Origin of the sequence: Pseudomonas sp. PA-6-3C (genome assembly GCF_021605825.1) — a bacterium.
GTDB lineage: Bacteria > Pseudomonadota > Gammaproteobacteria > Pseudomonadales > Pseudomonadaceae > Aquipseudomonas > Aquipseudomonas edaphica.
In genome coordinates, this window is sequence record NZ_WKDV01000050.1 from 23,738 (window position 1) to 47,550 (window position 23,813).

Sequence of the window (23,813 nt, forward strand, 5' to 3'; positions counted from 1 at the left end):
TCGGTTATCCACAGGCGGGCGATTGAACCCCACGCGCGGGTCGGTTTAAGACAGCGCTGTCTTTAAGGCAAGGAACATTCGGCAAGATGGGATCGACCGCAGGCGTGAAACGTTTCAGTTTGTTGCGGCAAGGATAAAGCGCCTTCTCATTTTGAGAAAGCGTAATTAGAGAGATGCATCATTTCAGATCTGGTAACAGTGACAGAACGTCGCTGCAAGAATGCTTGTAGCGGCTAGTGTCTGTGGGAGCTGGCTCGCCTGCGATAGCAGTTGTGGCGAGCAGGCTTGTCCTGCGTTGGGGCGCGAAGCGGCCCCGGTAAAGGCACTGTAACTTTCCTGAAGGAACTCAGCGTCTGGGTCTGGGGGCTGCTTCGCAACCCAACGCAGGACAAGCCTGCTCGCCACAGGAGAAATTGGCAGCCTTAAAAAGTGTGTAGATACCTATGGCTATCGCGGGCAAGCCCGGCTCCCACAGAAGCCGGCTGCCACAGGGGATTTGTGCTGCTGTTTAGAAGGTGGTGCGCACGCCGAACTGTACGCTGCGCCCAGGCGCCGGGGCGATATCGCGCAGGATCGAACTGGCATAGCGCACGGTCTGGTTGGTGAGGTTTTCGCCATTGACGAACGCCAACCACTGGCTGCCACCCACATTGAAGTGATAACCGGCGCTGGCGCCCAAGGTGGTGTAGCCGTCGGTGCCGCTTTCGTTATCCGGCACACGCCCTTGGCCCGCTGCGTGTTCCACGTCGATCCGCGCCTGCCAGCGGTCCAGTTCCCACAGTAAGCCGCTGTTCAAGCGCAGAGGCGCAATACGCGGCAAGGCTTCGCCCGTGTCCAGGTTGGTGGCGCGGGTGTAATCGCCCGACAGCTCCAGGGCGAACTTGCCGTAGGCGCTTTCGCCCAACTTCCAGTGATCCTGGGCTTCGAAGCCGGCGAAACGTGCGCGCACACCGGAATATTTGTATTCCGGGATACCGCCCGCGTCTTCTTCGCCTTCATCGTTCAGCGTGCGCCCTGTGCCCAGCAAGCCGATGTAGTTGGAGAAGCGGCTGTAGAACACGCCGAAACTGCCTTTGTGCGTGCCGTTGTCAAAGCGCAGTGCCAGGTCGCTGGACACGGCTTTCTCTTTCTTCAGGTTGGCGTCACCCAACTCGTAAGTGCCGGTGGCGACGTGGGCGCCGTTGGCGTACAGCTCGTAGAAAGTCGGTGCGCGCTCGGTGTAGCCCAGTGTCGCGGCCAGCGACCAGACCGGCGTGAGGCTGTATACCGCGCCGGACGACAGGCTGCCGGCGGTAAAGTCATTGGATTTATCGGCACCGGCAAAGCGCGCATTACCCTTGGCATTCGGGTCGACATTGGTGTGTTCCACACGCCCGCCAAGGCTGAGCTTGAGACGCTCGGTGGCCTGCATCTCTTCGAGAATAAACAGCGCGCCGGCGTTGGTGTCGGTCTGCGGTACAAAGGCCTCTTCACCCAGTGCCGAGAACTCATTGCGCGTCACTTGGGCGCCGACCACACCCTCGAACGGGCCGAGCGGCTGGTGGCGCGCTTCAACGCGGGCTTCATAGCCCTTGTTCTTGAAAATGGTGCCGGTTTCGCCGCCTTCGATTTCACGGTGCTCGTAATCGGTGTAGCCCGCGTCAAGTTTCACCGAGCTAAACGGGCCTTGCAGGTTGCGGATCTCGGACGCAAAGGCGTAGTGATCCTGCTTCATGCGGATGCGCACATCTTGCTCGGCGGGTGAACCGTAGTTGCTGTCATAGTTGCTGTAGGACAGCCCGGCATAACCGTCGTCCCAGGTGTAGGAACCGCCGACCGCGCCGCCATCCTGACGCCCGTCGCTGTTGCCCAGTCGACCATTTTTGCCGGGGCCATCCTCGGTCTCCGGGGCATGGCGGCTGCGGGCCTGGCCTGGGATTTTGAGGTCGTTGAATTCCCGCGCGTTCGCGTCCAGGTGCAAGGCGAAGGTGCCGTTGCCGGCTTCCAGTTTACCGGCGCTGCTGCGGGTGGTGTCGGCGCCGCCGTAGCGCAGTTCACCGGCACCGTGGATGCCTTCGATGGCTTCTGTGGGAATACGGTTGTCGAAGGTGCTGACCACACCACCGATGGCGCTGCCGCCGTAGAGCAAGGCTGCCGGGCCACGTACGATTTCGATGCGGTCGACGTTGATCGGGTCCAGGGGCACGGCGTGGTCATAGGACAGCGACGAGGCATCCAGTGCACCCACGCCGTTGCGCAGGATGCGAATGCGGTCGCCATCCTGGCCACGAATGATCGGGCGGCTGGCACCTGGGCCAAAGTACGACGACGACACGCCTGGCTGCTTATTCAGGGTTTCGCCGAGGCTGCCTTTTTGTTGCAGGGTCAGGTCATCGCCTTCCAGCACCGTGGTGGGCGAGGCGAGTTGTTCGCTGCCCAAGGGGTTGCCGGTAATGACTTGGGGTTGCAGTTCCAGGGCGTGGGCTTCGGAGCCGATCAACAGGGCGGCGGCAAGCGGGGTCAAGCGCCACAGAGTAGAGAGGGACATCAAACATTCCTTGGTAAAAGGCGCAGAAAAGAGAAGGCTTAAAACGGTATCGATTTTGATAAGTATCGTTACAATATAACATCACTTTTTTGCCTGAAAAGGGGAACTTTTTTCCAGGGGCTATATTCAATGCAGTGCTTCCACCTCTACGCCCCGTCGGCTAAGGTGCGCGGCTGTGTTTCCTCTTTTTGCAAAAGGCCTGGCATGACCGCGACAAGCAACGACCCACTTCACGGCGTGACCCTGCAGCACGTCCTCACCACCCTGGTGGAACACTACGAATGGAGCGGTCTGGCCGAACGCATTGATGTGCGCTGTTTCAAGAGCGACCCCAGCATCAAGTCGAGCCTGACCTTCCTGCGCAAAACGCCGTGGGCGCGGGAGAAAGTCGAAGGTTTGTACGTCAAGCTGATGCGTACCAAACGCCCGCTGGATTGAGGCCATGAAGCGGTATGTGGCCACGGCGGCGCTGGCTGGCTGGACAGGGCTGGCGATTCAGCAATACTTGATTTTCTATTCGCGCTGGGAGGCCGGCGCGAGCCTGTTGGGCGGGCTGATCAACTTTTTCAGTTTCTTCACGGTGCTGACCAACACCCTGGTGGTCGTGGTGTTGAGCTATGCGCTGGTCAATCGCGAGTCGGCGGCAAAACGTTTCTTCCTGGCGCCCGCTGTCAGTAGCGGTATTGCCGCGAGCATCGTGGTCGTGAGCCTGGCCTACAACCTGTTGCTCCGACATTTGTGGAGCCCCACCGGCTTTCAATTTATCGCCGACGAGTTGTTGCACGACGTGATGCCGCTGCTGTTCGTGATCTATTGGTGGCGGTGTGTGCCCAAGGGCACGTTGCGCTTCAAGCACATTGGCGGGTGGGTGATTTACCCGCTGGTGTACTTCGGCTATGTGCTGCTGCGCGGGCATTTGCTGGGGCAGTATCAGTACCCGTTCATCGATGTGGACAGCCTCGGTTATCCACAGGTGTTTGTGAATGCCGGGGGGATTTTGGCGGGGTTTGTTGGGATTGCGTTGGCGGTGGTGGGGTTGGACAAAGTTCTTAAACGGGCAGCGTAAAAATGTGGGAGCTGGCTTGCCTGCGATGGCGGTGGGTCAGTTGGACAATTTGTTTCTGATGCACCGCCATCGCAGGCAAGCCAGCTCCCACATTGGATCTTCAGTGGACTTGAGGGCTTTATTCTTCTTCGCTGCCCTCGGCACGCCAGTAACCCACGGCCTTGAGGAACTCCTCATTGACCTGGTGCGTGTCCAGCAACACGCGGCGCAGCTGGCGCGACAGTTTGGTTTCCGTCGCGACAAAGCTGTACAGCGAACCGCCCGGCAGGGTCAGGTTGCGCACCGTCTCCAGCAGGTCGTCGTGGCCGCGCACCACCCAAATCACCTCTACATCGGCAGCGCTGTTCAGTGGCTGCTGTTCGGCGCTATTGGCGATTTCAATCACCGTCAACACCTTGCGCCCGGCCGGCAATTCTTCCAGGCGACGGGCGATGGCCGGGATCGCGGTTTCATCACCAATCAGCAAATAGCTGTCGAAGATGTCCGGCACGATCATCGAGCCGCGCGGCCCGCCGATGTACAGGTGCTGGCCAACCTGCACCTGTTCGGCCCAGGTAGAGGCTGGGCCATCGCCGTGCAGCACGAAGTCGATATCCAGCTCGCCGATGCTCAGGTCGAAGCGCCGTGGCGTGTAGTCGCGCATGGCCGGTTGCGGGCCGTCGCCCTTGATGTTGAAGGTCGGGCTTTCCAGCGCAGCCTGCTCGGCGGCGTTTTGCGGGAACAGCAGTTTGATGTGGTCGTCACTGCCCAGGCTGATAAAACCGGCCAGCTCCGGCCCGCCCAAGGTGACGCGGCGCATGCGTGGGGTGATGTCGACCACCCGCAGCACTTGCAGGCGGCGGCGTTTGATCTCGTGGGTAACGCGATGGATAGCTTGAGTATTCATTGGTTTTTCCCGTCGGCAATGGCTTGAGCGGTGCCGTTGAGCAGCGCCGCGACACGAACGATTTCTTCCGGGCTCCAGCGCCCGTGGTGCGAATGCAAGGCGTGGCGCAGGTTATGCACCGCCTCGTGAATCTCGGGTGGGCGGTCGTGGCCACGCAGCGAGCGCTTGCTGACATCAATGCGCATGCGCACGCCTTCCAGGGCAACGGCTTGCTCGCTTAAGAAGAGACGACCGGCGTCGGTGATTGTGTAGCGTTTTTTTCCATTCTCGGCGTCGCCGCTGATCAACTCGCTCTCTTCCAGAAAGGTCAGCGTGGGGTAGATCACTCCGGGGCTGGGGCTGTAGGCGCCGTCGAACAGGCTTTCGATCTGGCGGATCAGGTCATAGCCATGGCAGGGCTGCTCGGCGATCAAGGCCGGTAGCAGCAGTTTCAGGTCGCCAGGGGCAAATACCCGAGGGCCGCGGCCGCCGCGTTTTTCAAATTCACTGCGATGCTCGTGTCGCATGGTCTGTCCTCCGTCCTATTTAGATATAACTTAAGATATATCTTATGGTGACGGTAGCCCGAGACGACCAACGGTCGTGAGCAGCGTCAAGCCGCTCACGTTCGAGGGGCATGGACGATAAAAGTATTTAGAGTTATAACTTTAATTAGAGTTTGTGCTCGAACAGGCGCGTTAACAGGTTGCTCTTTATAGCAGCGCTTGTGCGTGTAGTATTGCTCTTACAGCCCCTTCCCGTTATGACACTTATGTTCAAGTAGGCTGATTCTTACGGCTATTTTTAAAGTTTTGGCAAAGTGCCATACTTTTCGTTCGCCCCCTGTTTCTAAAGGCTACTAGGCCGTGGGAAGCGACCTGCATACCGGTTGTTGATTTGAATTGATCATTGCTTGGCGTTGTGCGGTTCAACTAACCGTCTGCGTTATTCGTTGTTGAGAAGTTGCTTGGCGACGAATCAATCAATGTTGATAACTACAGGTATTGATCATGTTCAAGAAGTTTGCTGTCGCTGTTCCCCTGGCTGTTCTGGCACTGTCTTCCTCGGTAACAGCTACTGCTGCCGGTGAAGCCCGCCACACCGTCAATGTCCAGGCAAACATCCCGACCACCGTGTTCCACGCACAACCGCGTGATCCGAACTGGGGTCGTGACGAAACCATGACCTACAACCTGGTCAGCGGTGAGCTTGCTTCGTTGAGGGCCACCTACGACGTCAAGAACACCAACGGTTCGGTTGCTGCCTACATCGAAGGTGGCCCGGCCGTACTGTTCAACGGTGATGCCGCGCAAAACATCCCGGTCACCACCACCTTCAATGGTGTGATCTTGAGCGGCAGCCCTCAGGAAGTGGTCAACGAAGCCGACTCCACCCCGGGTATAGGGGCGGAAATGCACATCGCCGCGGCCAAGCCTACGGCCACTCAGCGTGGCTCCTACACAACCACGATCCCGGTAGTGTTCGACGCGGTACTGCCAGTCACCCCATAAGGCCAATGCGTGCTCGTTAACCACGGGCATCTGCTTGCAGGTCGGCTGACTTCCCTCCTCGGTCCGCCGGCCTGATTTTCTCTCCAGTCTTCTGGCATTCAGAGTGTTCCGTTCATGTTTCCGATGACGCCTATCGCGGCTGCGCTAGCGCTGCTGATGTGTACGAGTGCCCTGGCTGCACCTGCTTCTTCCGGTGCTTCAACCCCCGGCAGTCTGATTACTCAGGCGCAAGGCTTGCCCGCTGGTTTTACTGATCATTTTTTCGAGGTGCCGTTGGCGGTACGTGTGGACCTTGACCAGCAACTGTTGGGTGAGGCGCTGATTGTTTTGTCCCGCGATGACCGTGTCACCTTGCTTGAATTTACCGACACCGCCGACAGCAAAGTCCCGGCCGCCACCCGCGACACCTGGCAAGCGCTGCTGGAGAAAGGCGTGTCATTGGGTGCTTGTACCCAGTCCTGCCCGCAGAAAATGCTCTCGGCCTTCTACAACCTGGAAAGCTCCCAGCTGTCGATCCTCACCCAAGACGTCGAACTGAGTGGCGACATCCCGCGTTTCCATGAGCAGCCCGAAGGTGGCAGCCTCGGCTTGATCATCAACAACCAGCTCAACCTTAATGGCAGCCAAGAGGACAGCCTCGGCGGACGCTATGGTTTGCAAGCCAGTTCCAGTCTGGGTAACTGGAGTCAGGTGTTCAACCTGCAGCTGGCGCGCCAGAGCGGCGATGACGAGCCCATGCGCCATGCGATCCATGAGCTGTATACCCAGCGAGAACTCGAAGGGCAGTTTTTCCGCCTGGGCCACTTCACCCCCAATTCCGATGGCCTGACCCGCCAACTGCGCAGCTTCGGCGCCAGCCCCGATACGGCGCTGGGCCTGATGTATGGCAGCTCCGACAGCCTGGCCATCAACAACGCCAAGCCCAGCGTGTACCCGATCTATGTCACCGCCAACCGCCAGGCGGCGGTGGAGATTTACCGTAATGGCCTGTTGATTAACACGCAGGCCGTTGCGGCCGGCCTGCAAACCCTGGACACCCGGCCCTTGCCCGGCGGCATCTATGAAGTGGAAGTGCGCCTTATCGAAGACGGCCTGACCACCAGCACCACCCAGGAGCTGGTCTACAAACCCAGCAACTGGCGCAACGCCGAAGACCGCTGGCGCTATAACCTTTTCGCCGGGCGCGAGACCAAGTTGTTCAGCAACTGGGAAGAACAAGCTTCCGGCGCGGTGACGGCCGGTGCGTCGCTCAACTATCTGGTACACCCGCGCGTGATCCTCGGCCTGTCGGCCCGTCAGGTGCGCGAGCAGTTGCAATACGGCGGCTCGGCGGACTGGACGGTGGCCAACAATACCAGCCTGTATGCCAACCTCTACCAGACCCAGGAACACGGCACCGGCATGGACCTGCAAGGGCTCTATACCCTGGGCGCGACCAACCTGGTGTTCAGCCATAACCGCAGTTGGCTCGACACCCGCGACACCTACGAGACTCTGCCCGATGGCACACGCCTGCGGCGCAACACCTTCGTCGGTGAAGCCAGCAACACGGCGTTGTCGGTCAACCACCGGCTGGATGCGAAAAACACCCTGAACATGCGCCTGTCCCACAGCGAAGGCAATGTGGAGGGGGCCGGCATCGACCTGGGTTGGAGCCGCCACGACAACCTGTTCGGCAGTGACGCCAACTGGCGCTTCTCGGTGTTCGACCGGCCCGGCAGCGCCGGCACCAACGACGCGCGCAACCGCGGCGTGGACGTGAGCGTCAGCGTCAACCTGGGCACCGAAGGCCGGCAGATTTCCGGCAGCATCGGCACCCGTACTGCCCGTGACGGTGGGCGTGACAACAACGCTTCGGTGACGTTGCGCCAGGACCTCACCGACCACTTGCTGCAAAGCGTCTCGGCCACGGCGATCACCGACACCTACGGCGTCGGCCTGTCGGGCATGGCCAGCTTCAATACGGATGCGGTCAGCGGTGACGGGTTTGTGCAACGCAGCTCGTTCAACGGCGACCTGAGCGGTGGCTTGAACCTCAACAGCACCTTCGTTGCCGGCGCCGGCCAGATGCTGCTGAGCAGCCAGTACCAGGGCAACGGTGCGGGCATGATCATCGACGTGGAAACCGACCTCGACGAAATCGCCCTGCGTGCCGACGACCTCGGCGGTGGCGGCGCGATCTTGCGGCCGGGGCGCAACTACGTGCCGGTCTCAGCCTACAAGAGCAGCAGCGTGAGCTTCGACTTTGAAGGTAATCACCCGCCCGCGGCGAATATCCAGCCGACCCGCGCCAGTTATCACCTGAACAAGGGCGGGGTCGACTACCGGAAAATCACCGTGATGAAAACCGTCACCGTGCTCGGCCGGTTGTTGGATGAGCGTGGTGCACCGCTCAAGGGCCATCACGTGATCAACCACGCCAGCCGTGGGGTCAGCGAAGTCGACGGGTTTTTCTCGATGGAAATGAGCGCCAGTTCACCGACCTTGCAAGTGCGCTACCAGAACCAATTGCTCTGTCAGTTCCGCCTGGACCCTGCCAATGCGCCGAGTGAGAGCGATGTGTTGATGATCGGCGATTTGCGCTGCACCAAGGACACCCTGGCAGAAGCAACCCACAACGCCGAAACCGCTGGTTGATGGCATGGACTGGATTTTTATGAACGTGAAAAACGTAACGAGAACCGGCTTGAAGCAGTGTGCGTTCGCGCTGGCGCTGGTCAGCATGAGCCTGCCTGCGCACGCGCTGGTGCAGAACATCACGGCGGTGTTTCGTCCTGACCCGTCGAACCCGATGGTGAATAAATTCGAAAACACCACGCCCCACAGTGGCGTCTGCGCGTGGCACGTACCGGCCAGGTGCGAGGCGTTGAATACCTTCAGTATCCGTGATGCGGCATTCAGGGCCGAGTCGGTAGAGCCGATCGAAGCCAACCATGAAGACCCTCGAAAAGGCGCCTATTTCAAAGTGCCTTCATCTTGGCGTGATGTACAGGTGGTCCATGTCGGGACGGGTGAGGTTGAAACCGTACAAATGCGCATTGCGGGTATTGGTACGCGTTGGGATGTGCCGCGTCCGCCTGGCGTCAGCGGGTGGGCTAACGGAGGAACCGGTTGGACCTACTATTGGAGTAACGGTGCGCCTCCTTGCCAGGGGGTTAACTATTTGGCGGCATCCGCCAGTTACGCACTGTTTTTCTGGATCGTCCCGGAGGGCGTGGGGGCTTGTACGGTAAACCCGGGCACCACTTTTGCGCGTTTGACCTACAGCCACTTGGAGTACGGCTACGAACTTAAAACCCCCAACCCGCTAGGCATGGCCAGCGGCGAATACCGCGGCTCCCTGACTTACAGCATCGGGCCGGGCGGGGATTTTGATTTCGGTGACGTGATGGCGTCCACCGAAAGCGCCCTGACGTTCAATTTTCAATTGGCTGTAGAGCATGAGCTCAAGGTCGATCTCCCACCGGGCGGCAACCGCATCGAGTTGCTACCCGAAGGCGGCTGGCAAGCCTGGCTTAACCGTGGGCGCCAACCGGCGCGGTTGTTCCGTGACCAGACCTTTGTCATTTCCGCCAGTGGGCGTTTCAAGATGCAGCTCGAATGCAGCCTTGCGGTGGGCAACACCTGTGGCTTGCGTAACGGCGCGGGGGATCAGGTGCCGTTGCAGGTTGCTGTCAGCCTGCCCTTTGGCTTGCAGAACCAGGCCGGGCAGGCGGTCAACAAGCAGCCCTTGCGCCTGGATGGCGTGGGCACCGAGTTGTTCCAGCCTGCGTTTTACGTGAACAACCGTGCTGGAACGCTGCACTTCGAAGTCGAAAAAGACCAGGTCAAGGACATGCTCGAACAGCCGGGCAGCACCTATTTGGGTGTGGTCACGGTGATCTGGGATTCGGAAGTCTGAGCGGATATTTGCCGCACGCCGGCCGCTGGGCTGGGTTCAATCAATAAGGCGTAATCAAACATGAAACATGCAGTGTTATCAGTGGGGCTGTGGCTGGTGTCTTTGGCGGTTCATGCGGGACCTGCGATCAACGTCGGCGTGGTCTACGACTACCTGGAAGGCGACCGCAGTTCTTACCTCAAGCGTGTCTACAACGGCGGCACCAGTACCGCGTTTATCAAAGTCAATGTGCTGGAGATCGTCTACAACGCCGACGGCACGTCCAGGGAAGTGCCCGTCGCGTCGATGACCGACGCCAAAGGCAGCACCACCAACCGCGACGGCCTGATGGCCAGCCCGGCTCGTCTGATCGTACCGGCCGGCGGGCGTCAGGGCACTCGGTTGCTGTACATGGGCCAGCGAGACAAGGAGCGCTATTTCCGTGTGCGTTTCATTCCGGTGGTACCGGAAAAGGAAGATGACTTTGCTGTCACCGATGCCGAACGCGCCGAATACAAGGACGCCCTGGCCGCCGGAGTCAACGTCATGGCCGGGTACGGCACGGTGTTCTTCGTGCGCCCGCAAGACACCCGTTTTGATACCCGGATCAGCGAAACCGCCAGCCAATACACCATGCGTAATGCCGGCAACAGCGTGGTGGTGCTCGATGAGTTCCGCGATTGTTCGGTGACGAAAAAGACCGAATGTGAGGCCACCACCAAGCACCACATTCTGCCTGGCCGCCAGTTGGTGCTGGAGAAAAAGTCGGAGCGTCAGTTCAACTTCCAGCTGATCGAAGGTCGCAACAAAAAAACGATGACGGTCAACAGTAACGGGTGATGACAATGTTCAAGCAACTGACGGTACTGGCTGTGCTGATGGCGCCTGTGTTGGCGGGTGACCAGGCGCAGGCATTTCAGGAGCGCCACAGTTTTGATGTATCGGTGACCATCCCGATCCATGAGGCCTATGTGCTGCCTTCCGAGTCCGATTGGATGGGCCAGGACCAAGTGCTGCCCTGGGACCTTGCGACAGCCCGGCTGGGCCGTCTGCGCAAGAACTTTGATGTGAAAAACATCAACGGCGGCGTGGCGGCGCGCCTTGGTGACACGCCTTATCTGTTGAGTGGCCGCAACCGTATCGATTTGCAGGTGTTGTTCAACCGGGTGCCGCTGACTCTCGATTCTACCCTGGTGATCAGCGCCGATGAAGCCCGCTCGGGCCGTCGCGCTGAACTGGAAATCACCGCCGTTGAACCGGAAGACGGCTACAAGGGCGGCGAGTATTACGGCACGGTACACCTGCTGTTTGATTTTCCGGCGCCTTGAGACATGCACTTTGCTGTTCGCGAAATTGGCGGCACAGGCAAGTTATAAGTTGCCTGGCCCACCGCTTTCGCAGCCTCGCTAAAGCTCGACAGCTCCCACAGGGGATCAGTGTTGCCAGCGCTAAAAATTAAATGTGGGAGCTGGCTTGCCTGCGATAGCAATAGTGAATTCATCACCGCCATCGCAGGCAAGCCAGCTCCCGCACAAACCCCATTTCACCCCAGGCGCTTCGGTCATGCCCCGTGGCACAGCAGGGTGCCGCTGCCTTGCAAGTACGGGGTCAAAATCGGCGCCATGCCTTTGAGCACCTGCACCGGCAGTGCCGAAGTGAACTTGAAGTTTTGCGCCGAACTGCCTGGCACAAAGGCGGTTAGGGTGCCGAAGTAGCGCTCGCTGATGTAGAACACGAACGTGGCGGTGCGGTTGATCGCTTTGGAGCTGATCACTCGGCCGCCGGCGCCCATCGCTTCTATGCGGTTGTCGCCGGTGCCGGTCTTGCCGCCCATGGCCATCGGCGTACCGTCGGCCTGCACGAAACTGCCGGAAACACGCTTGGCCGTGCCCGCGTCCACCACTTGCGATAACGCGCCGCGCAGCGCGGTAGCGACCTCGGACGGCATCACTCGTTTACCCGCATCGGGCGTGTTGACCACGCGGGTTTCGTACGGCGTATCGGCGGCAAAGTGGAGACTGTCGATGCGCAGCACTTTGCCGCGCACGCCGTCGTTGAGGATGATGCCCATCAGTTCGGCGAGCGCGGCGGGGCGATCGCCCGAGCTGCCAATCGCGGTGGCCAGCGACGGCACCAAATGGTCGAACGGGTAACCCACCGCCTGCCAGCGCTGGTGAATATCCAGGAACGCCTCGACCTCCAGTATGGTGCGAATACGACTGTCGCGCGCGCTTTGGTGACGGCTCTTGAACAGCCAGCTGTAGACCTCCTGGCGTTCAAATTGGCTGGCCTTGACCACTTCGCTGAAGGTCGCGTCGGGGTGGTTGAGCAGGTAACCGAGCAACCACAGGTCCAGTGGGTGGACCTTGGCGATGTAGCCCTGGTCGGGCAAATCATAGCGGCCCGGGCCGTAGTCGGTGTAAAGGCGTTGCAGGCGTTCGTCGGTGAGTTTGTCGCTGGTTTTGGCATTCACCAGATGTGAACGCACGAAGCGATTAAAGGTGTCTTGGTCGGCCTCGGGGAACAGGTAGCGATGCACAGCCGCCATGCGGATCGCGGTGGGGTGCAGCCCGTCAAGAAAGGTCTCAAGGCGCGCCTGGGTGTCTTTTTTCTGGTACTTCTTCCAGAACTTGAGCAGGAAGGTGGTGCCTTCGCGATCAGCGAATTGGGCCAGGTACTCCTGGCGCCGTGGGTCGTTATCATCCTTGAGCAATTGCGCACTGTTGTTGGGGCCTGCGTAAGTAACGTAGCGTTCCAGGTCGCGCATCAGCCGGATAAATGGCAGGTTGATCGACTCGCGCAAGGCGTCTCGCAGCGACGGGCTGCGGCCATTGTCCTGGTTGCGGAAGTTGTGGAAGTGGTGCATGCCGCCGCCGGTGAAAAAGCCTTCGTTGGGGTTGGCCGAGTAAGTCCGGTCGAGGGCGGCATCGAGCATGTTGGCCAGGGACTTATCGGGATTCTGGATCAGGTAATCGACCGCCCACCGGCTGATGCGGTCCTGCTCGGCAATCTCGGTTTTTTTCAACGCGGCGGGTGTTTGCGCCGCGTAGCGATCATGCAGCTCGCTGATGATCTGCAGGTAAGTGGTGAGCACTCGCAGCTTGGCCGTGGAGCCCAGCTCCAGCTTGCTGCCCTCATTGATGTCGAAAGGCTGATCAGTGTTGTCGGTTTGCACGCGCACCCGCGAGCCATCCGGGGTCAGTTCGAACAGGGTGAAGCTGTAGCGCACCTGGGGCGTGCTGGCGGGCGTGAGCAGGCGTTCGCCGAGCAGGCCCATTTTGCCGGCGAAGGCGGGGTCGGCCAGTTGCTTGAGGTAGTCGGTGGCCTGGCTTTGCAGCTCGGCTTGCAGGGTGCTGGTGGCCGACAGGTCCAGGCGGTCGAGGTCGTACAGCGGCCGGTTGAGCAGGGCGGCGAGACGGCTGCGGGCAACGCTGATGCCCTTGTTGGTGTCGATGGGCTGCACGGTCGGCTGTTGCTGCCAGTCGCGGTAAGTGACGTGGGATGCCAGGGCGGCCTTGAGCAACGGCGGGTCGATCACGGCGTTCTGCGCCAGCAGGCGCAGGTGGCTGTCGGTGAGTTGCGCCAGTTCATCGCGGCCGTTGGCCAGGTAGTGAGACGGCCGGCGTTGGGCGATCATCAGCGACAGCACCTGGCGCAAAGCCAGGCCACGTTGGGCCACATGGACCGCATCATTTTCAGTGCCGCTAAGGGCCAGGTTCACCTGCTTGAAGTCAGCGCCGTACCACACGCGCAAACCCTCGGCCATGCCATGCACTTCGCCATGCCCCGGCACGGCGGACAGCGGCACGCTGTTGAGGTAGTCGCGCACGATATTCTGGCGTGCCACCTGGGTGTCAGGCCCAGGCTGGTAGGCGCGCACACCGGCGGACAGCATCTGGCGCAGTTTTTCACTGCCGGACAAGGTCAGGCCGTCGGGCGAATGCCGGTATTTTTCCAGCTGGGTGGCCAGGGTACTGCCGCCGGCACTCTGACCGGGCAGGTGCAATACCTTTGCGACTTGCGACCAGGCCGCCATGGCAAAGCGCGGCCAGTCCACCGCCGGGTTGGCCTGGGGCTGGGCGGGGTCGAGCAGGTCACGGTTCTCGATGAACAACAGGCTGTTGACCACCAGCGGCGGGATGGCGGCAAAACTTGAGTACAGCTGCTGCGGGTACTCGAACTGGTACAGGGGCAAGGCGCGACAGTCGGTGATCGAAAGGCCGGCCTGGATTTTCTCCGGGTAAGGCACGAAGAGACCGTGGCCGGCGTAGCTCATTAGCGCTGGCGAAAACTGCACCTGGGACTCGATCACATAACCGCGCTTGAGCAGGCGCGGCAAAAAGGTGCCGAGGTCGCTGTAGCCCAAGCGGCGATCGAACGGGCCGGCGCCGGGGTAAACCATTGCCTGGCTGGGGCCGGGTTCCAGCCGGTAGGTGAGGTCGTGGGCCAGCCGGCTCAGTTGCCGCGCTTGCAGTGCGGATGTGCGTATCTCTTTGGCGGCGGCGAACCCCAGCGCAATCACCACCATCAACACAATCAGCCAGAACAGGCGACGTATGTAACGGGGTCTGGGTTTATTTTTGGGTAAAGGCGCTGGGTCCGAACTGCCTTGTAATTTCGCAGCCTTGGTCGATTCGGTTTGCCACAGTGCGCCCATAGTCGATTGATCCTGCACGCAGATTGATCGGACTTGCCTGAAGCTTAGTCGCTGGGCGACAGGTGTGAGGGAATTGTGGTTGGGTAGTCGGAATCTTCTTGGATGGCGTGTGAATGCAGGGTGGGTTGCGACGTTTTGTCGCTCAGTGCAGGTAATATGCTCCTGTAAAGTGGCTTTTTAGCCGGGTCTTTCACTGAATTGCATGGTTTTTATAGTGAAAGACCCTGGTCCCGGCTTTTTATACTGCACGTCCCGCTGATCTTGCCCGGCAAGAAGGGCCCGTCCATGAGGCGGCCCCGGTTTCAACAAGGGCACAGGCTTACCGGCCTGGCCCCGGAAACTCGACGGACAATCCAATAACAAAATGAGGTTGTTTCCCTATGCCTGTCGGCAAACCACTGCCCCCTGGCGAGACCGCTCAAGGCGGCCCGCTCAAACGTGAACTGGGTGAACGACACATCCGTTTGATGGCGCTCGGCGCCTGCATCGGTGTGGGCCTGTTCCTCGGTTCGGCCAAGGCCATCGAGATGGCCGGCCCGGCAATCATGCTCTCCTACATCATTGGCGGCCTGGCCATTCTGGTGATCATGCGCGCCCTTGGTGAGATGGCCGTGCACAACCCGGTAGCCGGCTCGTTCAGCCGTTATGCCCAGGATTACCTCGGCCCGTTGGCGGGCTTTCTCACAGGTTGGAACTATTGGTTCCTGTGGCTGGTGACCTGTGTCGCGGAAATCACCGCCGTGGCGGTGTACATGGGTGTCTGGTTCCCCGACACGCCGCGCTGGATCTGGGCCCTGGCGGCGCTGATCAGCATGGGCACGATCAACCTGATCGCCGTCAAAGCCTTTGGTGAGTTCGAGTTCTGGTTTGCGCTGATCAAGATCGTCACGATTATTGCCATGGTGATCGGCGGCGTCGGCATCATTGCATTCGGCTTCGGTAACGACGGTGTGGCCTTGGGTATTTCCAACCTGTGGGCTCACGGCGGCTTCATGCCCAATGGCGTGCAGGGCGTGTTGATGTCCTTGCAGATGGTGATGTTCGCCTACCTGGGCGTCGAGATGATCGGCCTCACCGCCGGTGAAGCACGCAACCCACAGAAGACTATTCCTAGCGCCATCGGCTCGGTGTTCTGGCGCATTCTTTTGTTCTACGTCGGCGCGTTGTTTGTGATCCTGTCGATCTACCCGTGGAACGAAATCGGCACCCAGGGCAGCCCGTTCGTGATGACCTTTGAACGTTTGGGCATCAAGACCGCCGCAGGCATCATCAATTTCGTGGTGATCACCGCCGCGCTGTCGTCCTGCAACGGCGGCATCTTCAGCACCGGGCGCATGCTCTACAGCCTGGCGCAGAACGGCCAGGCGCCGGCGACTTTCGGCACCACCTCCAGCAATGGCGTACCGCGCAAGGCGCTGCTGCTGTCGATCTTTGCCTTGCTGCTGGGCGTGTTGCTCAACTACCTGGTACCTGACCAGGTGTTCGTATGGGTGACCTCCATCGCCACCTTCGGCGCAATCTGGACCTGGCTGATGATCCTGCTGGCCCAGCTCAAGTTCCGCAAAGGCCTGAGCCCGGCCGAAGCGGCGGGCCTCAAGTACCGCATGTGGCTGTACCCGGTCAGTTCCTACCTGGCGCTGGCGTTCCTGGTGCTGGTGGTGGGCCTGATGGCGTACTTCCCGGATACGCGGGTGGCGCTGTATGTGGGGCCTGCGTTCCTGGTGCTGCTGACCGTGCTGTATTACGTGTTCAAGTTGCAGCCGACCAATGCGGCGGCACGCTCCGTCGCCTGACGGCCTGGCGCACAACAAAAAGCCCCTTGATCGGGGCTTTTTGTTTTTAGGCGGCGGCCATGCGTGTCGATTGGTCCAGCCGTTTGTTGAACTCCAGCCAGGCGCCCAACATCGCCATCAAGCCAGCGCCCACAAGCGCGGTAAAAATTTGCATGGCAAAGGCATCGCCGGCCATGGCGTTGACCATGTCCGCCAACGGCGCCAACAACACGCCAAGGCAGAACACTTCCAGCGAAAAGCGGCCCATCCGGCAGGTCTGCTGTGCCAGCCAGTTTTGCGTCCAGGCACGCCCCGGCAACAGTTTGGCGGTGACATAGGCCAAGGCCAAAAAATGCAGCAGACGCACCGGCGACAGGTCGGTCTTGCTGATCGGGTACAACAGTTCGCTGAGCGCGTGCGGCATCAGTGCGTCATGCACCTCGGGCCAGCGCCAGCCGATTGTGATCACGCCGGCCATCAATGCGTAGGTCGCGGCCATCATGAATAACGGCTGCCGCAGCAGTGGCCGATGCTCCTGCGCGCGGGGTTGTTGCCCATGAATCGCCGCCGCGCCGCCCAGCACGAACAGGAACTGCCAGGTAACCGGGTTGAAATACCACACCCCGTCGGCAATCGCTGCCAGGTTCCAACCCAGGTGTGGCGCCAGCAGGTACACCGCCATCGACCCCGCCACCACCCACCACGTTTTGCGCAAGAGCCACGGCAACACCAGCGGCAGGCCGGCCAGCAGCACGATATACAAGGGCAACGGGTCCATCAGGTTGGGCTTGAAGCGCAGCAGCAATTCATCCACCAACGCTTGCTGTGGTTGGGTGACAAAGTGCGTCAGGCCCATCTCCTGCACCAGATCGCGGGTTTCCACATGGCTGTTGGCGAAGAACACGATGCCCATCAGCATCGCCAGCAAGAAAATATGCACCACGTAAAGCACCCAGGTGCGCCGCAGGATCTTCAGGCAGGCCATCCAGTAGCCTTCGCGTTGCAAGACCTTGCCATAGGCCAGCACTGAGGCATAACCGGCAAGAAATACAAACACTTCAGCGGCATCGCTGAAACCGATATTACGCAGGGTGATCTGGCCGAGTGGGTTGTGGGGGACGTGATCCCAGAAAATGAAGATCAACGCCAAGCCCCGAAAAAAATCGATGCGCGGGTCGCGTCCGTTCAGCATGGCAGCGGGCTCTTGAACAGGGGTTTAAGTCATGACAGGCGAATGCGCGTGTTGTCACACGCCGCACGTCGGGCGCGCGCAGGTTGGCGGTATTTGTAAGCAATTGCAAAGGCTGGGTATTACTGAATGTCTCTATACATCGATGATGACCAACGTGCCCCGGCTGCCGGGGCTCACAGCATGGGGAGTGCCGGCTTCTACGAGGTACATCTGGCCGGCAGCAACGCGTATTTGCTCGGTGCCAATGCTCAGGTACAACTGGCCGCTGACTACCAATAACCCCTCGTTGTAATCATGGGTTTCCTCTTTATAAGCCTGCTCATCCATACGCAACACCTTGATCCGCGCTGGGCCGACCTGGCCCAGGCGTGCGGATTGCCAGCTGTCGGGCAGTTGCGCCGCAATGGCGCTGAAGTCGAGTAACGGCATGTGAAGCTCCTTGTTTCAACGATGCCGTCGGTGGTCCGGTTCAGCGGTCAAGAGTGTTCGGATATTTATGCGGCAGCCACTTCCTGCGGCTCAAAACTGTCCGCCCGTGCCATTTGCCACATGCGCGAATAGAACTCGCCGTTCACCTCGCCGGTGAGCAACTCGCCGGGCTTGAGGAACACATGCAGCTGCGAGAACAGTTTGATTTCGGTTGCCGACATGCGCCGCACCAAATGCTTGGCCGACAGTTGCGACGGATGATCCAGGCCGGCCGCAGCGAGCATTTCCGCCAAGGCGTGCAGCGTGTTGCGGTGGAAGTTGAACACGCGCTGGGCTTTGTCGGGCACCACCAGCGCACGCTGGCGCAGCGGGTCTTGGGTGGCGACGCCCGTCGGGCATTTGTTGGTGTGGCAGCTTTGCGACTGGATGCAACCGATGGCGAACATAAAGCCGCGCGCCGAGTTGGCCCAGTCGGCGCCGATGGCCAGCACGCTGGCGATATCGAAGGCGCTGACGATTTTGCCGCTGGCGCCCAGCTTGATCTTGTCGCGCAGGTTCAGGCCCACCAGGGTGTTGTGCACAAACAGCAGGCCTTCACGCAGCGGCACGCCGATATGGTCGGTGAACTCCACCGGCGCGGCGCCGGTGCCGCCTTCCTTGCCGTCGACCACGATAAAGTCCGGGAGGATGCCGGTCTCGAGCATGGCCTTGGCGATGCCCATGAACTCCCACGGGTGGCCGAGGCAGAACTTGAACCCCACCGGTTTGCCGCCGGACAGTTCACGCAGTTGCGCGATGAACTGCATCATCTCGATCGGGGTGGAAAACGCGCTGTGGCGCGATGGCGAGATGCAGTCTTCGCCCATCATGATGCCGCGCGTCTCAGCAATTTCCTGGGTGACTTTGTGCTTGGGCAGAATCCCGCCATGGCCGGGTTTGGCACCCTGGCTCATTTTGATTTCGATCATGCGCACTTGCGGGTTCTGTGCCTGTACGGCAAAGCGCTCCGGGTCGAAACGGCCGTCGCTGGTGCGGCAGCCAAAGTAACCGCTGCCCAGTTCCCAGGTCAGGTCGCCGCCGTTTTCGCGGTGGTAGGGGCTGATGCTGCCTTCGCCGGTGTCATGGGCAAAGTTGCCGAGCTTGGCGCCTTGGTTCAACGCGCGAATCGCATTGGCGCTCAACGAGCCGAAGCTCATCGCCGAGATGTTGAAGACCGAGGCCGAGTAAGGTTGCGTGCACTGCGGGCCGCCGACCATCACGCGAAAGGCGCTGGGGTCGCTGAGCGGCGCCGGACGCATGGAGTGGCCGATAAACTCGAAGCCCGACTGGTACACGTCGATCAGGGTACCGAACGGCTTGTCGGCGGTTTCGTTTTTGGCGCGCGAGTAAACCAGCGAGCGCTGAGCCCGGGAGAAGGGCAGGGCGTCGCTGTCGGATTCGAGCAGGTACTGGCGGATCTCCGGGCGAATGGCTTCCACCAGGTAACGGATATTACCCAGGATCGGGTAGTTGCGGCGCACCGCGTGGGGGCTTTGCAGCAGGTCGAAAACGCCGATCAGGCTGAGGATGCCGGTGACCACGGTGATAGGCCACAGCCACTCATGTTCGATAAACGGAAGGCTGGCGAGGGTGAAAATAACGCACACGGCAAAGAAGGCGTAACGGCTTAGCAACGACAGGCTCATACGGTTTTTCCTCAGGTTCAACTCTACAGGTCGATCGGGCATTCTGCGCCTGTACGGAAACCATAGACAACCTGTGGGAATAATCAGTTTGGCTGCACCTGTGGGACAGACTGGCCCGGAATAGACAACTGGCGGCTATCGGTGACCTCGAATTGCGCCTGTTGGGTGGCGGTCGAGTCGGCCCCGACGAAGACGGTAAAGGTGCCCGCTTCGACCACTGGCGAGAGGTTCATATCCAGCAAGGCGAAGTCCTCTTGATCGAGGGTGAAAGTCACGCTCTGCGCCTCGCCGGGGGCCAGGTGCACTTTGCGAAACCCGCGCAGCTGTCGGACCGGGCGGGTCACACTGGCGACGTCATCGCGCAGGTACAACTGGACGATTTCATCGCCGGCACGCTTGCCGGTGTTGGTGACGGTGACCTCGACGGTCAGGGTTTGGGTGGACGCAAGCCGGGTGCTACTCAGTTTGGGCGTTGAGTAGCTGAACGTCGTGTAGCTCAAGCCGAAGCCAAATGGATAGGCTGGCGTGTCATTGATGTCCATGTAGTTGGAGCGATAGCCGGACGGCGAACCGTCGATATTGCTGTTGGGGCGGCCAGTATTTTTGTGTGCGTAGTAAAGGGGGACCTGCCCGATGCTGCGTGGGAAGGTGATCGGCAATTTGCCGCTGGGGTTGAAATCGCCAAACAACACATCCGCCACTGCATGCCCCATTTCGCTGCCGAGAAACCAGGTTTCAAGCAATGCAGGCGCCTGTTGAAGGGGCTGCGCGAACACCAATGGGCGGCCGTTCATCAGGATGACTACCACAGGTTTTCCGGTGTCCAGAAGCGCGCGCAATAACGCATCCTGGCCGCCGGGCAAGCCAAGTTCGGCGCGGCTCTGACCTTCGCCGCTGTACTCGGCATTTTCGCCCAGTACGGCGACCACTACGTCGACGTCGCGGGCGGCTTTTTCGGCGGCTGCGATACCTTGGGTGTCGGCGCTGCTGGGGGAGGCGCCGGGCAGGTAGGTTACGTCGGTGTCGGTGGAGACGGCGTTCTGTATGCCTTGCAGGACTGTTACCGCGCCGATGGGGGTGCCTGGCCAGGACGCCGGGCCGAGCGTGGCGGCGGCATCTTTGGCCAGGCTGCCGACCACCAGCAACCGGCGCAGTTTCTTTGACAGAGGCAGTAATTGACCGCTGTTTTTCAACAATACGATAGACTTTTGCCCCGCCTCACGGGCCAAAGCACGATGCTGCGGTATATTCGCGCTATTGGCTTCGCGGATCGGGTCACTGTAGCGGTAAGGGTCTTCAAACAGTCCCAGGCGCTGCTTGGCCTTGAGTACGCGGCGCACGGCTTCATCCACGTCTGCCATTGAAACCTGGCCGTTGCGTAGGAGCGTCGGCAGGTGTTGCCGGTAAGTCTGGCTGGCCATTTCAATATTGATGCCAGCGTTAAAGCTTAACCATGCCGCATCCGATGGGGTGCGGGCGATGCCGTGCTGAATCAGTTCCTCTACGGCGGAGTAATCGCTGACGATAATACCGGTGAAGCCCAACTTCTGACTCAACAGCCCTGTCAGTAGGGCCTTGTTGCTGTTCATGGGCGTGGCGGCGACCTCGTTGAAGGCGGGCATGATTGCGTCAACGCCCGCGGCTACGGCCGCCTGGAAAGGGGGCAGGTAGACCTCCATCAAGGTTCGTTCCGACAGATCGGCGACGTTGTAATCCCGCCCGCCCTCGCCAGCCCCATAGGCAACAAAGTGTTTAGCGGTAGCCATCATGTACGAGTTGTCAGGCCGGCCTGAGCCGTGAAAACCGCGCACCCGCGCAGCCGCCAGGATCGAGCCGAGAAACGGGTCTTCACCAGCACCCTCCACCACGCGTCCCCAACGTGGGTCACGCGCTATGTCGACTACGGGAGCGTAGGTCCAGTGCACACCGCTGGCGGTGGCTTCAACAGCTAACGCGCGGGCACTTCGTTGCGTCAGTTGAGCGTCCCAGGCCGCAGCCTCCGCCAGGGGCACCGGGAACACGGTGCGAAAGCCATGAATGACATCGAGGGTAAACAACAGCGGTATATGTAAGCGCGAACCTTGTACCGCCTGTTTTTGCAGCTGGCGAGTCAGGTCGGCACCGTAGGCTCCGATGACAGAACCGACGGTTATCGTTGACCGTTCTTCCAAGCCGTTTTGATCAACGACAGTGCCGGTCGGTGTTTCCTTGATGCCGAGCAGGCTGAGTTGGGCGACTTTTTCCTCCGGCGTCATATGCGCCAGTAGGCGTTCGACAACATCATCCTGGGCGGTTGCTGCCAAGGCCAAAAAGCTCAGTAATAGCATCAAGAAGCGAGTAGACATGGGTATCAACGCTGGCCGAAATATGCACATAAGTGTTCAGCGCGCAGGCAAACCCAGCTACTGTCAGAAATAACAGTTCATCAACGGTTTCAGACAAACGGTCAGGCGTTTTGCGCCTGAAGAAAGATCGAGAACAGCTCCGACTGGGATTTGATCCCTAGCTTGCTGTACATGTGTTTCTTATGGACTTTTACGGTTTCAACAGAGATTTCCAGCTTGCGGGCGATCTCCTTGCTGGAGCAACCGCTGAGCATCAAACGGCCTACATCCAGCTCACGGGCGGTGAGTTGTGCGCCCCAGCCATCATTTTGAATCGGCGGTTGCGGCGCGCTCACCTGGTTCAGTTCATGGGGCAGGCGCTGGCGCAGCAGGCTCAACACCCACGGCTGGATCAGTGACAGCAGGGCAATTTGCTGTGGGTCAAAACGCTGTTTCGAACCCAGCGACAGGCACAGGGTGCGCCCGTCCGGCAGGTGGCAATTGAACTGGATTTCATCGGCCACCACGTTCAGGCGAAAGTAGCGCTGGTAGTACTCGGTCAGCTCGAAATGCTCCGGCGCCACGTCCGCCAGGCGCAACAGGCCGGTGCGCGCGTGTTCGCGGCTGGCGATGTAGAACGGGTCGAGCAGGTACAGGCCGTTGAGGTAGTCCTGGAACAGAGGGTCCGGCGTGCCATCGGCGCCCGGGGATTCGGCGAACACCAGCGGGCGGTGCTGACTGCTGAACAGCAAGGCCACCCAACTGTCGGACGGCACGTATTGGTCCAACAGCCGCACAAGCTGGGTCCAGAAATTGGGCTGGTCCAGGGCGTCTATCATTTGCCCCACCGAACGGTGCCAGGCGATGTCTTGCAGCGTCATGCTCATCAATCTACCCCTATCGGGTTACCTCGGCCGCGTAATTCCCTGGCCGGTGTTGGCTGCGCATACTGCGACACGGATAAAGAACAAGGAATACCCATGAAGGTCGAATTTGCCCAATTGGCAGGCCGCGATAACGGTACAGCTTACAACCTTGAGCGCGCCTTGGCGGCCATTGCTGCGTGCGCCGCCGACACGCAACTGATCGTCTTCCCGGAAACCCACCTGATGGGCTTCCCGTCGGCCGAGACCGTCGCCACTATTGCCGAGCCGGTAGACGGCCCCACCGTACAAGCGGTTATCCAGGCGGCCCGTGCGCGCAATATCGCCGTGGTCATCGGCATGGCCGAACACGACGGTGGCCAGTTCTATAACACCACCTTGCTGATCACCCCCGAGGGCATCGCCCTGCGTTATCGCAAGACGCATCTGTGGGCTTCGGATCGCGGCGTGTTCACCGCTGGTGATCGTTACGCCACATGCCTGTGGAACGGCGTGCGCGTCGGCCTGCTGATTTGCTACGACATCGAGTTCCCGGAAACCGCCCGCGCCCTGGCGCAACTGGGTGCCGAGCTGCTGATCGTCACCAACGGCAACATGGACCCTTACGGCCCCACGCACCGCACCGCGATCATGGCCCGCGCCCAGGAAAACCAGGCGTTTGCGCTGATGGTCAACCGGGTCGAAGAGGGCGACGACGACCTGTTGTTCGCCGGTGGCAGCGCCCTGGTGGACCCGATCGGCACCTTGCTGTTTGAAGCGGGGCGTGAGGAAGGGCAATTCACCGTCGAGCTGGATTTCGACCAATTGGTGGCGGCTCGCAAGGACTACCGCTACCTGGATGACCAGCGCTTGAAATTGCCCGGCGAGGTGATTGAGCGCAGCGATGGGACGCGCGAATTGCTGATCCCCCACGTTTAAGACTGGCCCCTAGTGGCGAGGGAGCTTGCTCCCGCTGGGCTGCGCAGCAGCCCCCCAACCTTATGGGCGCCGCGCGCGCCCGCCCGGGCGAGCGCCCCCCCCA

18 protein-coding genes are annotated in these 23,813 nt (G+C 60.4%); 9 read left to right on the forward strand and 9 right to left on the reverse strand.

The genetic code is table 11. The annotated features are described in order from the left end of the window. Positions 1-508 precede the first annotated feature (508 nt). Positions 509-2,527: a TonB-dependent receptor gene (locus GIW48_RS25740; RefSeq protein WP_236460777.1), complete on the reverse strand. Its 2,019-nt coding sequence runs from the start codon at positions 2,525-2,527 to the stop codon at positions 509-511. Positions 2,528-2,731: 204 nt separating this feature from the next. Between GIW48_RS25740 and GIW48_RS25745 the strand changes: the two genes are divergently transcribed. Together GIW48_RS25745 and GIW48_RS25750 are read left to right on the forward strand one after the other, a co-directional pair. Next, positions 2,732-2,965, forward strand: coding sequence for a VF530 family DNA-binding protein (locus GIW48_RS25745; RefSeq protein ID WP_010212838.1), 234 nt, complete (start codon positions 2,732-2,734; stop codon positions 2,963-2,965). Positions 2,966-2,969: 4 nt separating this feature from the next. After that, complete coding sequence (locus tag GIW48_RS25750; RefSeq protein WP_236460778.1) at positions 2,970-3,593, forward strand: Pr6Pr family membrane protein; 624 nt, start codon at positions 2,970-2,972, stop codon at positions 3,591-3,593. Between the two features lie 118 nt (positions 3,594-3,711). On the opposite strand, the gene GIW48_RS25755 is transcribed toward GIW48_RS25750, so the two are convergent. Together GIW48_RS25755 and GIW48_RS25760 are read right to left on the reverse strand one after the other, a co-directional pair. Then, a complete protein-coding gene (locus GIW48_RS25755; RefSeq protein WP_169985302.1) occupies positions 3,712-4,479 on the reverse strand; it encodes a siderophore-interacting protein in 768 nt (255 codons plus the stop codon). Next, the gene (locus tag GIW48_RS25760) at positions 4,476-4,985 is read right to left on the reverse strand and encodes a PadR family transcriptional regulator (RefSeq protein ID WP_017136320.1); all 510 of its coding nucleotides are present in this window, start codon (positions 4,983-4,985) and stop codon (positions 4,476-4,478) included. Before GIW48_RS25760 ends, GIW48_RS25755 begins: the two co-directional genes overlap by 4 nt. Positions 4,986-5,468: 483 nt before the next feature. Between GIW48_RS25760 and GIW48_RS25765 the strand changes: the two genes are divergently transcribed. The 5 genes from GIW48_RS25765 (at position 5,469) to GIW48_RS25785 (ending at position 11,177) form a co-directional block, all read left to right on the forward strand. Next, on the forward strand, positions 5,469-5,969 hold the full coding sequence (locus GIW48_RS25765) for a CS1 type fimbrial major subunit (RefSeq protein ID WP_170036354.1): 501 nt from the start codon (positions 5,469-5,471) through the stop codon (positions 5,967-5,969). A 114-nt stretch (positions 5,970-6,083) separates the two neighbouring features. Next, on the forward strand, positions 6,084-8,606 hold the full coding sequence (locus GIW48_RS25770) for a CS1-pili formation C-terminal domain-containing protein (RefSeq protein ID WP_138451895.1): 2,523 nt from the start codon (positions 6,084-6,086) through the stop codon (positions 8,604-8,606). A gap of 19 nt (positions 8,607-8,625) precedes the next feature. Continuing rightward, positions 8,626-9,870 (forward strand): hypothetical protein, encoded by a 1,245-nt coding sequence (locus tag GIW48_RS25775; protein ID WP_236460779.1) that lies wholly within the window; start codon positions 8,626-8,628, stop codon positions 9,868-9,870. Positions 9,871-9,930: 60 nt separating this feature from the next. After that, positions 9,931-10,689 (forward strand): p pilus assembly chaperone, encoded by a 759-nt coding sequence (locus GIW48_RS25780; protein ID WP_017136324.1) that lies wholly within the window; start codon positions 9,931-9,933, stop codon positions 10,687-10,689. A 5-nt stretch (positions 10,690-10,694) separates the two neighbouring features. Further along, positions 10,695-11,177 carry a CS1 type fimbrial major subunit gene (locus tag GIW48_RS25785; protein ID WP_017136325.1) on the forward strand — a complete coding sequence of 161 codons (483 nt, stop codon included), beginning with the start codon at positions 10,695-10,697 and terminating at the stop codon, positions 11,175-11,177. Between the two features lie 233 nt (positions 11,178-11,410). Here the strand turns inward: GIW48_RS25785 and GIW48_RS25790 are convergent, their stop codons facing one another. Then, positions 11,411-14,506 (reverse strand): transglycosylase domain-containing protein, encoded by a 3,096-nt coding sequence (locus GIW48_RS25790; RefSeq protein ID WP_236460780.1) that lies wholly within the window; start codon positions 14,504-14,506, stop codon positions 11,411-11,413. 380 nt (positions 14,507-14,886) lie between these two features. Between GIW48_RS25790 and GIW48_RS25795 the strand changes: the two genes are divergently transcribed. Continuing rightward, positions 14,887-16,299, forward strand: coding sequence for an amino acid permease (locus GIW48_RS25795; RefSeq protein ID WP_099548500.1), 1,413 nt, complete (start codon positions 14,887-14,889; stop codon positions 16,297-16,299). A gap of 46 nt (positions 16,300-16,345) precedes the next feature. Here GIW48_RS25795 and GIW48_RS25800 read toward each other — a convergent pair whose 3' ends face one another. The 5 genes from GIW48_RS25800 to GIW48_RS25820 form a co-directional block, all read right to left on the reverse strand. Then, on the reverse strand, positions 16,346-17,470 hold the full coding sequence (locus GIW48_RS25800; protein ID WP_099548501.1) for an OpgC family protein: 1,125 nt from the start codon (positions 17,468-17,470) through the stop codon (positions 16,346-16,348). 132 nt (positions 17,471-17,602) lie between these two features. Then, positions 17,603-17,899 carry a cupin domain-containing protein gene (locus GIW48_RS25805; RefSeq protein WP_236460781.1) on the reverse strand — a complete coding sequence of 99 codons (297 nt, stop codon included), beginning with the start codon at positions 17,897-17,899 and terminating at the stop codon, positions 17,603-17,605. Between the two features lie 65 nt (positions 17,900-17,964). Next, positions 17,965-19,584 (reverse strand): FMN-binding glutamate synthase family protein, encoded by a 1,620-nt coding sequence (locus GIW48_RS25810; RefSeq protein ID WP_169985314.1) that lies wholly within the window; start codon positions 19,582-19,584, stop codon positions 17,965-17,967. An 83-nt stretch (positions 19,585-19,667) separates the two neighbouring features. Then, positions 19,668-21,929, reverse strand: coding sequence for a glycoside hydrolase family 3 N-terminal domain-containing protein (locus GIW48_RS25815; protein ID WP_236460783.1), 2,262 nt, complete (start codon positions 21,927-21,929; stop codon positions 19,668-19,670). Positions 21,930-22,030: 101 nt separating this feature from the next. Beyond that, positions 22,031-22,795: a helix-turn-helix transcriptional regulator gene (locus GIW48_RS25820; RefSeq protein ID WP_099548505.1), complete on the reverse strand. Its 765-nt coding sequence runs from the start codon at positions 22,793-22,795 to the stop codon at positions 22,031-22,033. Between the two features lie 93 nt (positions 22,796-22,888). On the opposite strand from GIW48_RS25820, the gene GIW48_RS25825 reads away from it, so the two are divergent. Then, positions 22,889-23,710 carry a carbon-nitrogen hydrolase family protein gene (locus GIW48_RS25825; protein WP_017136333.1) on the forward strand — a complete coding sequence of 274 codons (822 nt, stop codon included), beginning with the start codon at positions 22,889-22,891 and terminating at the stop codon, positions 23,708-23,710. Positions 23,711-23,813 lie beyond the last annotated feature (103 nt).